This is a genomic window from Paraburkholderia sp. RL17-380-BIE-A, assembly GCF_046028085.1.
In the GTDB taxonomy this organism is placed as follows: domain Bacteria; phylum Pseudomonadota; class Gammaproteobacteria; order Burkholderiales; family Burkholderiaceae; genus Paraburkholderia.
This window is the reverse complement of sequence record NZ_JARESQ010000002.1, coordinates 177347-189937: the sequence shown is the minus strand read 5'-3', so window position 1 is coordinate 189937 and position 12591 is coordinate 177347. Positions and strand designations below refer to the sequence as shown.

The window sequence follows — 12591 nt, the reverse complement described above, 5'->3', positions numbered from 1 at the left end:
AGGCAATCCACTTGTGTTTAACGCCAGCGTTCTCCAGCGAGACTGTTCAAACATTCCTGATAAGTCTTCCGCACAAGCGCGGACCTGAAGTCCAGCCTGAGATTGTCGCAAAACATGCCGGTAACATGGCCTGCCTCCATCGCGCCCATCTGTGCGACAAGGTCCTGCGCCAGACGATGGGCCTTGCCGGCGAGCCGAACCCGTTCAAGCACATGCGCTCCAGCGGCGTTCGACGACATCCACAATTTCGTCGACTCCACGAGATTGGTCGTCGGGAGCCACTCGCCGGTCAACTCGAGCGCGAGCAGGTTCGACGCAACAAGATACGTCATCAGTTCAGCACGTGCCTGCAGGTCCAGGTTAAGCGGATTGCTCATCGCGCAGCAGTAAAAGCAATGACATGGTCCAGACCATTGTAAATCCTATCTGGGAACGGGGGGCCGCAGGTCGGTTATCAGGATGCCCGTTCGCAAGTTGCAGACTACTGCATCTTTCTTAACCAGATTTGTTCGAGCAAGGTGCGTCATCCGTGCCCCGCCACATAAGGGTCTGCTGGACAGAACCCGAGATGCGGGAGTGCCTGACGAACAATTTGGCTTGACTTCGCAAATCGCGCCTCTATCAATAAGGTTTGCTGTGAGGGTTACGCGCGATGACAACCGTCGAAAGCGCTTCAGCCATCTGCTCGATGCCAACCCGCGCGCACGCCGCGGCACAGTACATACGCATGTCAACCGACCAGCAGCAATTCTCCCCAGATGCGCAAAAGCAGGCGATTTCCGAGTATGCGAAAGTGCACGGCATCGAAGTCGTGCGTACCTACGAGGATGCAGGGCTGAGCGGCCTCACGCTCCGTGAACGACCAGCATTAGTGCGCCTGCTCATTGACGTGCGCAATCCGGACCGAGATTTCGACACTGTGCTTGTGCTCGACATCTCTCGGTGGGGCCGATTTCAAGATTCGGACGAGGCTGCTTATCACGAGCACGAATGCAGGCGCGCGGGTGTTCGTGTTGTCTATTGCTCTGAGCCATTTGAAAACGACGGCACTCCCTTCGCGAGTGTTTACAAATCCATCAAGCGGGCGATGGCTGGCGAATATAGCCGCGAGCTGTCGGGAAAAGTCTTTCTTGGTCACTGCCGGTTGGTGCGCCTGGGATTCTGGCAGGGCGCGAGCCCAGGCTATGGGTTGCGCCGGCAACTTGTTGACGCCAATGGGACAGTCAAAGGCCCGCTCGCTCCATTCGAGCACAAGGCCATTCAGACTGACCGTGTTGTACTCGTACCAGGGCCAGCGAACGAAGTGGCATTGATACGCAAGATATTCGACTGGTACGTCAACGAAAAAATAAGCACCACACGCATCGCTGACCGACTCAACGTCATGGGACTTTATAACCCATATGACAGGCCGTGGAGCAAGCCGACTATCCGCGCCATCCTGATGGGCGAGAAATACATTGGAAACAACCTGTACAACCGCCATTCGGTGCGCCTCCATACACCTCAGGTCCGCAATCCCCCTTCAGAGTGGGTGAGGTCTGTTGCAGCCTTCGGGGAAATCGTCGACCCAGCCATATTCGAGGCAGCGCAGTTTCGTCTGACTCGATACTCGCGCGGTGTCGTCAAGGAAGAGATACAGGCGGAACTGGAGCACCTGTTCAGGCGCTCTGGGCATCTAACCATGCGAACAATGGCGAGACAGCTTCATGTGCATGGAAAGAGCGAGTATCGCAAGCACTTCGGCTCGATGGCTGGCACATACCGAAGCGTCGGCTTTACGCCCACATACAACTACGACTACATCGACACGCGTCGGCAGGCCAGCGCAATTTTTCACGAGTTTGTTGCCAACCTTCGCTCGACATTAACGCGGGAGGGCCATCAGCTATCGCTTGAGCAGGGCGAGACCCTGATGCTGGTGAATGATGAGCTGAAAATCAAGCTGAATGCGCGCTTGTGTGCACACGAGGGGTCACAGGAACAGACATGGGGACTTCGTTGGCCTGATACCTACGACATCGACTTGATGGTTCTTGTGCTCTTTAGTCGGATGCCGGTGCGCATTAGCGGCTTCTACGTGCTTCCTCTGGGCACGGTCCCGGCCGGGAAGATGACAACCATCTGTGTGCAGAATGTTCCTGCGCTCAGTTCATTCTACTTCGCCAATCTGGAAATACTCTCCCACCTGACTCGGCGAAGCGCACTGGAGATAACCGGTGGAAGACGACCTACAGCAAGGGAATGAGGAGATTGTCGAAGTCCTGCTCGATGACATCCGCGTGTTGAACCCGCGGTCACGAGGGCGTTTGCAGCATCAGGCAATCGTCGCAAACATCGCGGCCGTTGGACTCAAGCGACCCATAACGGTTAGCCGAAGGATGGGTACTGACGCAAGCCCCCGCTACGACCTCGTTTGCGGGCAGGGTCGCATCGAAGCTGTACGGCTTCTGGGTCACAAATCCATACCGGCACGCATTGTCGAACAGGATGAGCGCTCATGTCTCGAAATGAGCCTCGTCGAAAATGTTGCCCGACGAAACCACGACCCGATGGAACTGCTGCGCGACGTAAAGTCGCTCATCGATAGTGGATATTCGACCGAAGAGATGGCCGACAAGGTCGGGCTCACGCATGGCTACCTGCACAGCCTGATTCTGCTGCTTGAGCAAGGCGAAGAACGACTTCTGCACGCTGTTGAATGCGGCGCCGTGCCCATAGGGCTCGCCGTAAGCATAGCGCGCTCAGATGAGGCAGAAGTCCAACGCGCGCTTGCGGATGCATATGCCGACGGGACCCTTAAGGGGCGGCAGCTTTCTCAGGTCCGTCGTCTGATACAGCAGCGACAGCAGCACCATACGGTCCAGAAGTCCGGGAAACGTGGCGAGCCGGATGTGCCGATATCCACGGAGCAACTGCGGAAAATCTATATCAAGGATAGCGAGGCGCATCGACTCCTCGAAAAGAAGGCAGACCTTGTCCACACACGGTTAATCATTATCCAGAACGCGCTGAGGACGCTGTTTCAGGATGATACGTTTGTGGCGCTGCTTGGACGGCAGGGTTTGACGAGTGTGCCGAAGGTGCTGGACCAGCAGATTCGCGGGGAGCATCCATGATGACGAACTTCATTCAAACCAGCCCCCCAACCACAGTGTGTGCGGCGTTCAAGCCCGCGCTAATTACGCTCGCCCTGGAGCGACTCCGACCGCACCGCCCGCTCCCCGTTTCGACCTTGACGGGCAAAAAGTATCTTCAGGTTCTTGCCTCCATCGCGACCGTCGGTCTGGTCGAGCCACTCGTTGTCATTGATGACGTATCGAGGCCGGAGTGCTTCGTGGTCCTGGACGGCAGACTTAGACTTGAAGCCTTGAGACGACTGGGAAAGGTTGACGCACTGTGTCTCATATCCACCGACGACGAGACGTACACCTATAACAGACAGGTGAATCACCTCTCTCCCGCGCAGGACGCCCGAATGATTGCAGAAGCAATCCGCAAAGGCGTATCACCGGCCCGAATAGCCACAGTTCTCGGCGTGGTACCACGGACTGTGCAAAGCAAGGCTGCCCTTCTTGAAGGAATCTGCAAGGAAGCGGCGGAGTTGCTTGCGGACAAGATGTGTCCCGCGTCGGTCTACGTCACGCTGAAGTGGTTAAAGCCGATAAGGCAGATAGAGGCGGCGGAGCTGATGTGCAACCAGGGGAATTTCACGTCAGCCTTTGCCAAGGCAATCCGGTCAACAACGCCAGTCGAGCAGTTGACCGTTCGCGAACCGCTCAAGCGCCGCACAAACAGGGAGATTACGCTGCAGGTTGCGAAGCTGGAGCGAGAGATAGCGACCATGCAGGCGACTCACTCGGCGGTCGAGGAGACGTACAGCGTGGAGCACCTCGAACTGGCAGCGTCTGCGGCCTATATCGTCAAACTGATGGGCAACGATGCCGTATCTGACTGGTTGCGCAGTCACTACGCCGAGTACTGGTCACAGCTGACAGCGGTGGCCGACGAAGCGAGAGGCGCCCAGAAAGCGAAAGCGCTCGCGTGAAGTGATGTTTATCTTTGGCATTTTCAATTGCCCCGGGCGCCTCCATGTGCGTGGAGTATTGGCATTTTCTTCCACCCTTCAGCAGAAGTTTCGGCTCGCAGTAATCAAACCGCCGAGCAGATGCGACATGTCGACAAGCCGTTGCGCAACGAGGTGGCGAACTTCACCCTGACATTGCCAGGTTCCGTACACGGCGAGCAGCGAAGCACTCAAGGCCTCCTTGCGTTGCTTTTCGAACAGGGACGGCCAAATGATTACATTCACGTTGCCCGTCTCGTCTTCCAGCGTCACGAAAAGCACACCCTTGGCTGTGCCTGGCCGCTGACGCACGGTAACAAGCCCGCAGCCTCGTGCGAGCCGTCCGTCGCGATATGTGCGCAGAGTCGATGCTGGCATCAGGCGGTTTGCAAGCAGCTGCGGCCGCAGCAGTTCAAGCGGATGCCGGCCTAGCGTCAGACCAACTGACCGATAGTCCGCGACGATATCGTGAGCTTCCGTCGGCGCGCCCAGTTCGGGCGTCTCATCCTGCACCGCCGCTGCAGCAAGCATGTCCTTGTCTGGCACGGCGGCAACCGATTGCCAGAGCGCCTCTCGACGATTGCCGGCCAATGACGCGAGAGCGTTGGCGTCCGCAAGAACGTGGAGGTCCTTTCGGTCCAGTTGCGCTCTTCGAGCCAGGTCAGCGACGGTATCGAACGGTCGCACGGCCCTCGCATTTTCTATCCGCTCTGCAGCGCCGTCCTTCATGCCACGCAGGAGCGACATGCCGAGTCGGACAGCCGGTCGGTCATTGTCAGGCAGTGCCACCAGAACGGAGTCCCAGGCACTGACTGCCACGTCGACGGGCAGCACCTTCACGCCATGGCGCCGGGCATCCTGGACGAGCTGTGATGGAGAGTAAAACCCCATGGGTTGCGAGTTGAGCATGGCAGCAAGAAATGCCTCTGGCTCGTGGCACTTCAGCCAGCTGCTTGCATATACCAGCAACGCGAAGCTTGCCGCATGACTTTCCGGGAAGCCGTACTCGCCGAACCCTTTGATTTGCTCAAAGATGCCTTCGGCAAACGACTGCTCATAGCCGCGCTCGAGCATGCCATTCACGATGCGGTCATAGTATTTTTCAAGGCCGCCTTTGCGCTTCCATGCGGCCATTGCCCGTCTTAACGCATCGGCCTCGCCCGCACTGAAACCGGCCGCGAGAATCGCGACCTGCATCACCTGCTCCTGAAAAATCGGCACGCCGAGCGTACGGCCGAGGGCTGTTTTCAGTGCTTCGCTGGGATAGGTTACTGGCTCGAATCCCTGACGGCGCTGCAGATAAGGATGCACTGCACCGCCCTGAATCGGACCGGGCCGGACAATGGCGACTTCGATGACGAGGTCGTAAAACGTACGAGGTTGCATCCGCGGCAACATCGACATCTGGGCACGCGATTCAATCTGAAAAACGCCGACAGTATCCGCAGCAGAAATCATCTCGTACGTTTTCGTGTCCTCAGCCGGAATGTCCTGCATTTCAAAGCGCTCACCGCGCTGCTCCGATACGATGTCAAGAGTGCGCCGGATTGCCGACAGCATGCCCAAAGCAAGGACGTCGATTTTGAGAAGGCCGAGCGCCTCGAGGTCGTCCTTGTCCCATTCAATAACGGACCGGTCCCGCATCGCAGCGTTTTCGACTGGTACGAGTCGCGTGAGCTTGCCGCGGCTGATAACAAAGCCGCCCGAGTGCTGCGAGAGGTGACGCGGGAATCCGAGTAGCTGGGACGCAAGTCGCGCCCACGCCTGGATAAGCGGCTTCTCCGGGTCGAGCCCAGACTCGGCGAAGCGTTTGAGCAGGTCCTGACTGTTATCAAACCAATGATGCGATTTGGCGACCAGGTCGACTATCTGCGGGTCGACCCCAAGCGCCTTGCCGGTTTCCCGTAGCGCTCCGCGAGGCCGGTAGGTTGAAACCGCCGCCGCGATAGCAGCACGGTCACGACCATACTTGCCATAGATGTACTGGATAACCTCTTCGCGACGCTGGTGTTCGAAGTCGACGTCGATGTCTGGCGGCTCGCCGCGCTCCTTGCTGATAAACCGTTCGAACAGCATATTGCCGCGCGCGGGGTCGACCTCGGTAATGCCGAGGCAGTAACACACTGCCGAATTGGCGGCCGAGCCGCGACCTTGACACAGGATGTGCTGACTGCGCGCAAAGCGGACGATATCGTACACCGTGAGAAAATACGGTTCGTACTGCAGGTCGGCTATGAGTTCAAGCTCGTGCTCAATCTGCCCCTGTACGTTGTGCGGGATGCCGGATGGAAAGCGCCGCTGCGCGCCGACGTATGTTTCCTGCCGAAGATAGGCTTTCGGGGTGATGCCCGCAGGTACCAGTTCGTCCGGATATTCATACCGCAGCTCGTCAAGCGAGAACGTGCAACGGTTCGCGATGTCGACGGTCGCCGCGAGCGCTTCGGCTGGATACAGGTTCGCGAGGCGGAGTCGCGAACGCAGATGCTGTTCGGCATTCGGCGCAAGGTCGTAGCCACATTCCTGTACTGACTTGCCCACGCGGATGGCCGTCATCGTGTCCTGCAGTGGCTTGCGTGAGCGGACGTGCATCAGCACATTGCCCAGCGCGACGACAGGTACGTCCAGATTGCGAGCAACAAACTCGACTGCGCCCCGGTGAATATCGTCCATGGCACGCTGATGCAGCACGAGGCCAACCCAGGCCCGTCCCGCGAATGTGTCGTCAAGCCATTCGAGCTGCGCCGCCAATGCATGCTCTTTCGCCGGAAAATCGGGCACCAAGATGGCGAGGCAGTCCGGCATGCCGAGCAGATGACGATAGTCCTTGTCGGGTCGCGACAGGTCCTGAGGCGTAAGGCGATACTCGCCCTTTGGCGCGCGCATGCGTGCAAGCGTAATGAGCTCGGACAGGTTGCCGTATCCTGCGCGATTCCTGGCAATGAGAATGAGGCCGAAAGCGGGCGACCCGTCCGCATTGACCAGGCGGAAGTACGAACCCACAATGAACGGCAACTTCGCTTCCTTCGCGGCGACATGTGCCCGCACCACGCCTGCGAGCGAACACTCGTCCGTCACCGCGAGCGCGGAGTATCCTAGCTGCGCCGCTCGCTCAGACAGTTCCTCCGCGTGCGAGGCGCCATGCAGGAACGTAAAGTTGGAAAAGCAGAACAGCTCGGCATAAGCCGGCAGCGTCGAGAACGTGGAGTCCATGGCGTGTCATCCAAACAGGCCATGAAGGAACCACCGCTGGTCATCCTCCGCATCACGACTGCTCACGCGTTCCCGGTAAATCCAGAAGCAGCTCTGGTCTTCGCCCTGCGCGACGAAGTAGTCGCGCGTCACCAGTTCGCCGTCGAACCAGCCGGCTTCTATACGTTCGCCCGGGGAGACCATGCGCAACGGTGAGCCGTAGAACGGACGGTGTTTTCGCATCAACAGGCGCACCGGTTTCTCGAGCAGCCACGTAGGCCGCGGCAGCCCTTCCGGCAGCATGGTTCCTTTCGAGGCGCTCGCAACCGGTACCCATCGGTTCGCAATCTCCGGCCTGTAATCGGCTGTCGGTGCGGGGCGCAGTACGTTTTCCTCGCCGAGCCTTGCGACCAGCAATTCAATGAGACGCGAGTGGTCCTCGGCCGAACCGCCGGGCTCTGGAAATAGCGAGTCCGAGGCCGGCACGGCCGGCTGCACATTCGACGCATCCAGTCGCAAGGCAATGACAGGCGCGGCCAGCTCAATCCGTCCAAGGCGTTCCTTGAGCAGACGTATCAGATGGTCTTCGCGCCAAGTCGGCTCCCCAAGTGCAATGTCGATGGCCGTCGGTTCGATGGCCTGCCTCCCACGTTCATGCTCGAGAAATAGCGTGGCGCCGGTCAGGGCAAGCTGCTTTGCGCACAGCCATCCGCACAGTTGAACCACGAGACGATGCGCACCGAAAAGCGCGGCTTCCGCGTGTTCGATGCGGTCAGGCATCTCAATACGAGCCGAGAATGTCGGGGGCAATTCCAGCCAGTCGAAGAGTTCAGGCGCTGTGCCGAATGCGCGGTCGAGCGAATCGAGCAGATGCTCACCACAACGGCGTTGCAGACCGGCGCGAGGCAACCTTCGGACGTCGGCAACCGTTTCGCAGCCGAGCCCGGTGAACCAGTCGGCGAACTGCCGGACTTCCGGAACGGAATACAGCGGCAATGCGGACAGCTGCCGGTCGAGAGAATCGAGCTTGAGAACGCGGCGGCTCCGGTGCTTAGCGAGCAGCCACGCGCCCTGGCCCGTGGGAGCCGCACTGACACGCGCGGTCAGCCCAATCGCTTCGAGGATGGCTTTCGTCTGCCGGCAGATTGCCAGCAGTCCGCCGAACAGACGAAGGCTCGCGCCGATGTCCGCGACGACAACGGCTTCATCGAGCAATGTCACATCCGGCGAGAACTGCATGAGCGCCACGGCGACTTCGCGTTGTGCCTCGCGTTCGCGCGCCGGGTCGCGCTCGTACATCTCCACTTCTGGCGCCAGCGTCAGCACGCCGCCTCGCTTCATACCCGTTCTCACGCCCGCTGCCCGGGCTGCACCGTCCGCGACGAGTACTTTGTCCCGTTCGAGGACCGCACTGCCGTGCATCGGCTCAGGCAACCACTTTGGCCGGAATACTTCCAGCTGCAGTCGGGGTAAGTGGACGCCGAGAAATACGCGCATGGTGCGAGAACAGGACAGGTGTGGGTTGAAGGGGAATCGAGAGAGGTTCTGCGCGTGCTGGACCTCGTCGCTTGGTAATGTCGACCGTCAGGCCATCGCGTTCTGGCCGGAGCGCCAGACGCAGGACTGCAGGCGACGCGTCCTGCGCGGCAGCCAGCGGACGGACCATGAAAAACAGCGTCTCCGAAGACTGCGCCGCGAGATGAAGCCTTCGCAATGACGATGTCTGGACGTACTGCGCCCACAACAGCAGCGCGCCGCAGCTTCCCGCGCGAAGAATCTGCTCTGCCGCCCACAGGGCATCCGCCGTCTTCGGCGTGCGAACTTGCAGCAACTGGTCGGGGGGCAGACCGATGTACTCGAGTCCAAGGCCGTTTGGAACATGCGGTGGCTGCACCATGGCAACAGGCCGTTTGCCCAGCGTGCTGAGTGCAGGACGAAGGAGCCGCATTTCACCCACGCCGGCCTGCTGGACCAGCAGGTCGACCAACGCTCCCACCGGCCAACCACCGCCCGGAAGCTCTTCCGAGAGCGCCGGATACCCCGTATCCACGGCACGTCCACGCCCGCGAGCAAGCTGGGACGCTCGCCACAGCGATGGATGGATATGCTCTGGGGCCGGAGCTGAGGATGACATTGGTTTGCGCAAAATACTGTATATATGTACAGTATCTTACATCGAAACGGGAGACGGCAAGGCTGATTCTCAAACTCCTCGCAATGCCGCTTTCAGCTCTGTTGAATACCTTCACGACACGCCGAAAGCCCGTTTGATGTTGCCCCATTAACCGCCACACGGAGGTGGATATGTACGAAGACACAGTTGGGCTGCCCGTACTCACGGATGCGCATGCGGCCGTTCTTCGCTGCTATCTGGCCGTGAGTGATATCGCTGCGTATCGGTCGCACGGGCACTGGTTGACTAGCGAAAGTATGGTGGAGTCTGCCCGTCTGTGGCTCGCAAAGAACGCATGCGTCGCGACATGGTTTGAGCGGATAACGATAGCGGCGCAAGCACACGACATCGCCGAAGAACTTATTTGCAGCGGAGTGACCGAAAACGAGGCCGCTCACGCTGACCGGCTATTTACGGCGCAACTCACAGTGAACTTCGCGTCGCCTTTGGTGGCCAGAATATGGAGGAAATGTACCGGTGCAGACATTGCACGAGACTCGAGCAACTAAGCTGAAGCACAAGCAAAAAATGGAACCGGAGTTATACAACGGATACGAAGTGTGGGGGCATGCTATCCCGCAGAACGGAGGCTACGCCGCTAGCAGCACCATAACGTCTGGCCGGAAACTCATTGAAGGTTCAGGCGTGCTTGCGACATGCGGAACCGAGGGAGAGGCGCGCGCCATCGGTATGGCGTGGGCTCGTGGAGTAGCCCCTTGATTCTCAGGACACGAGACACCCCTTAAAATAAGAGGGAGTCTTGTGACTAGTTTCAAGCCTAGGCAAATCGTGGAAAGCATTGAAGTTCTGACTGAGCCGGAGCGCCGTCGTCGGCGTTCGGTCCAGGAAAAAGTAGCCATCGTGCAGGAAACCCTGGAGCCGGGAGCAACGGTTTCAGCAGTTGCCCGTAGACACGGAGTGAACCCAAACCAGGTGTTTGCGTGGCGCAAGCAATACGAGGAAGGCAGCCTGGCAGCGGTGAAAGCTGGAGAAGCCGTGGTGCCTGCTTCGCAGTTGGCCACGGCGATGAAGGAAATCAGGGAACTGCAGCGTCTGCTTGGCAAGAAGACGCAGGAGGCGGAAATCCTGAAGGAAGCAGTCGAGTACGGCCGCTCAAAAAACTGGATTGCGCGCTCGCCCTTACTGCCCGGGGACGACCAATGAAAACGGTCTGCGATGTTCTCGGCGTGGCGCGCTCTGCTTTGGCAGTCAGAAAAGCCCGCTCTCCAGACTGGCAGGACGGGCGCCGCGCCCGACAGACCGACGACACGGAGCTGGTCGCTGCAATCCACGAGCATGTAGCGGGCTTGCCGACTTATGGATACCGACGAGTCTGGGCATTGCTGCGACGTAGTCACGAATTGACCGGTGCGCCGTGCGTGAACGCCAAGCGGGTCTATCGCGTCATGCGTGACCATCAGTTGCTGCTCCGGCGCCTTGGCCAGCGACGCGATACCCGCCGACATGATGGACGCATTGCCGTTGACCAGAGTAACGTCCGCTGGTGCTCGGACGGCTTCGAGTTCCGTTGTGACGATGGCTCGCCGTTGCGCGTGACGTTCGCGCTGGACTGCCATGACCGGGAAGCTATTAGTTGGGCAGCGACTACTGGCGGCCATAGCGGGGACGTCGTGCGCGATGTGATGCTCGCAGCGGTCGAGCAACGCTTCGGCACGCCGCAGGCAGGCGCACCCATCGAATGGCTGTCGGACAACGGCTCTGCCTACATCGACCACCGTACGCGCAGCTTTGCCCGCGAGTTGGGCCTGGAGCCGTTGACGACGCCTGTTCGTTCGCCGCAGAGTAACGGTATGGCCGAGTCGTTCGTGAAGACAATCAAGCACGATTACATTGCCTTTATGCATAAGCCTGATGTGCCAACAGCGCTCTCACATCTGGCTGGCGCCTTTGAGCATTACAACGAACGCCACCCGCATAAGGCACTGAAGTACCGTTCCCCCCGGGAGTTCCGGCGAACCGCTGCATCATCAACTTAACGGTGTCTGCGTGTCCTGATTTACAGGGGCAACTCCAGCTCGCGCATGGGTTGACACTCACGGGTAGGTCAGACCCGTGAGCTAAAAAGACTTCCATCCACTTGTGGCTTTGTGTCTTAAAGAACTCTTCATGTCGATGAAGAAGTAAAAAGACATCTAGCGAATGATGTTTTAACTTTTACCGGGAGCTCATTTTTTAGGTCCCCGGCACTGCTCCAGCGCCGCACTATCGCGCTCCTCAAAGGTGCGACCGGGCGCCGGTCAGCATGTCCCAGTATTCCCGACGCGGCATCCCGACCGGGTGAGAAAGCCCCATTTCGGGCAATCCTTCGCATAGAGTGCGCATTCAGTTGTTAGCCAGCCACGGTAGCATGCTCCGTCGCTGTCGTTGACCTGCAGTGAATTCGCCGCGCCGCTTGTTCGGCCAAAGCATATGGCTCCTGGGATGGCAATGAACGGTTGCTGTCGATTCGTTTGCTTCGATGCATTCACCGCGTTTGCAGAGTACGACGAGGCGCAGGCTAGTAGCACGAGCAAATTACCGGTTCGAAATGGCATGCTCCCTCCACCACAGGTCGACTGCGCGCATTACTGCATATCTCGGCATTCGAGTTCGAGTTCGGAAACAGCGAGCTGCGCCGTTTTCCTGATATGCATCACCGTCTGAGCTTTCTTCGCAATAGCCTTCGTGGCCGTGGGTTTCGAATCGGCCGCCGCACTGGCGCCGTCAATCAAAAACTTCGCTTAGTCCTTGGCACCAGACAGCCACACCGGAGCCGGACCGCGCCCGCTCCATGTCGCGCCGGACTTCGGGTCGCGATACTTAGCCGGCTGCGGACCTTTCGGCTGTCCTTTGCCAGCACCCACGCTGACCGTCTTCGAGGCCTTCTTTCCGACAGCTTCACCTCGCTAACAACACCGGCGTTCGTCGCAACAGTCGCTTCAGCGGCACCTGCAATCAAAAATTTGACTGGCGGAGTTCGTGCCAACGCCTGGCATGCGACGGCGACACAGCGACGTCCGGACCGCAGCGTTAAGTCCGTACCAGCAAGGTGTCCAGCCGTTCCCTCATACGATGGCAGGTCCTCTTGATGCACCCGCGGCTATCTGGTTATGAAGATAAACTGCACGCCATCGTCATTCACATCGAATGTCGCATACGCGGA

At 59.1% G+C, this 12591-nt stretch carries 9 protein-coding genes; 4 read left to right on the top strand and 5 right to left on the bottom strand.

All coding sequences use genetic code 11. The annotated features are described in order from the left end of the window. Positions 1–17: 17 nt before the first annotated feature. Complete coding sequence (locus P0D68_RS03635; RefSeq protein ID WP_408468031.1) at positions 18–377, bottom strand: hypothetical protein; 360 nt, start codon at positions 375–377, stop codon at positions 18–20. 275 nt (positions 378–652) lie between these two features. On the opposite strand from P0D68_RS03635, the gene P0D68_RS03630 reads away from it, so the two are divergent. From P0D68_RS03630 to P0D68_RS03620, 3 genes are read left to right on the top strand one after another with little or no spacing between them, the layout of a single operon-like run. Beyond that, the gene (locus tag P0D68_RS03630) at positions 653–2248 is read left to right on the top strand and encodes a recombinase family protein (protein WP_408468030.1); all 1596 of its coding nucleotides are present in this window, start codon (positions 653–655) and stop codon (positions 2246–2248) included. After that, entirely contained in the window at positions 2220–3119 is a 900-nt protein-coding gene (locus P0D68_RS03625; protein WP_408468029.1) for a plasmid partitioning protein RepB C-terminal domain-containing protein, read from the top strand. Before P0D68_RS03630 ends, P0D68_RS03625 begins: the two co-directional genes overlap by 29 nt. Then, entirely contained in the window at positions 3116–4048 is a 933-nt protein-coding gene (locus P0D68_RS03620; RefSeq protein ID WP_408468028.1) for a plasmid partitioning protein RepB C-terminal domain-containing protein, read from the top strand. Before P0D68_RS03625 ends, P0D68_RS03620 begins: the two co-directional genes overlap by 4 nt. 78 nt (positions 4049–4126) lie before the next feature. Here P0D68_RS03620 and P0D68_RS03615 read toward each other — a convergent pair whose 3' ends face one another. The 3 genes from P0D68_RS03615 to imuA are packed head-to-tail and all read right to left on the bottom strand — an operon-like array spanning position 4127 to position 9389. Next, positions 4127–7276 carry an error-prone DNA polymerase gene (locus P0D68_RS03615; protein ID WP_408468027.1) on the bottom strand — a complete coding sequence of 1050 codons (3150 nt, stop codon included), beginning with the start codon at positions 7274–7276 and terminating at the stop codon, positions 4127–4129. Positions 7277–7282: 6 nt separating this feature from the next. Continuing rightward, entirely contained in the window at positions 7283–8752 is a 1470-nt protein-coding gene (locus tag P0D68_RS03610) for a Y-family DNA polymerase (protein ID WP_408468026.1), read from the bottom strand. Next, on the bottom strand, positions 8682–9389 hold the full coding sequence (gene imuA / locus P0D68_RS03605) for a translesion DNA synthesis-associated protein ImuA (RefSeq protein WP_408468025.1): 708 nt from the start codon (positions 9387–9389) through the stop codon (positions 8682–8684). The genes P0D68_RS03610 and imuA overlap by 71 nt, the downstream gene beginning before the upstream one ends. 837 nt (positions 9390–10226) lie before the next feature. Between imuA and P0D68_RS03600 the strand changes: the two genes are divergently transcribed. Next, a protein-coding gene (locus P0D68_RS03600) for an IS3 family transposase (protein ID WP_085952698.1) occupies positions 10227–11425 on the top strand; the annotation gives its coding sequence in 2 pieces (ribosomal slippage) (positions 10227–10542 and positions 10542–11425; 1200 coding nt in all). A 744-nt stretch (positions 11426–12169) separates the two neighbouring features. On the opposite strand, the gene P0D68_RS03595 is transcribed toward P0D68_RS03600, so the two are convergent. Beyond that, positions 12170–12292: an H-NS family nucleoid-associated regulatory protein gene (locus P0D68_RS03595; RefSeq protein WP_408468024.1), complete on the bottom strand. Its 123-nt coding sequence runs from the start codon at positions 12290–12292 to the stop codon at positions 12170–12172. Positions 12293–12591: the final 299 nt, after the last annotated feature.

What these genes read in the sequence shown, in the direction of transcription:
- P0D68_RS03635 (WP_408468031.1), bottom strand. Translation starts at nt 377, where the DNA reads ATGAGCAATCCGCTTAACCTGGACCTGCAGGCACGTGCTGAACTGATG.
- P0D68_RS03630 (WP_408468030.1), top strand. Translation starts at nt 653, where the DNA reads ATGACAACCGTCGAAAGCGCTTCAGCCATCTGCTCGATGCCAACCCGC.
- P0D68_RS03620 (WP_408468028.1), top strand. Translation starts at nt 3,116, where the DNA reads ATGATGACGAACTTCATTCAAACCAGCCCCCCAACCACAGTGTGTGCG.
- P0D68_RS03615 (WP_408468027.1), bottom strand. Translation starts at nt 7,276, where the DNA reads ATGGACTCCACGTTCTCGACGCTGCCGGCTTATGCCGAGCTGTTCTGC.
- P0D68_RS03610 (WP_408468026.1), bottom strand. Translation starts at nt 8,752, where the DNA reads ATGCGCGTATTTCTCGGCGTCCACTTACCCCGACTGCAGCTGGAAGTA.
- imuA (WP_408468025.1), bottom strand. Translation starts at nt 9,389, where the DNA reads ATGTCATCCTCAGCTCCGGCCCCAGAGCATATCCATCCATCGCTGTGG.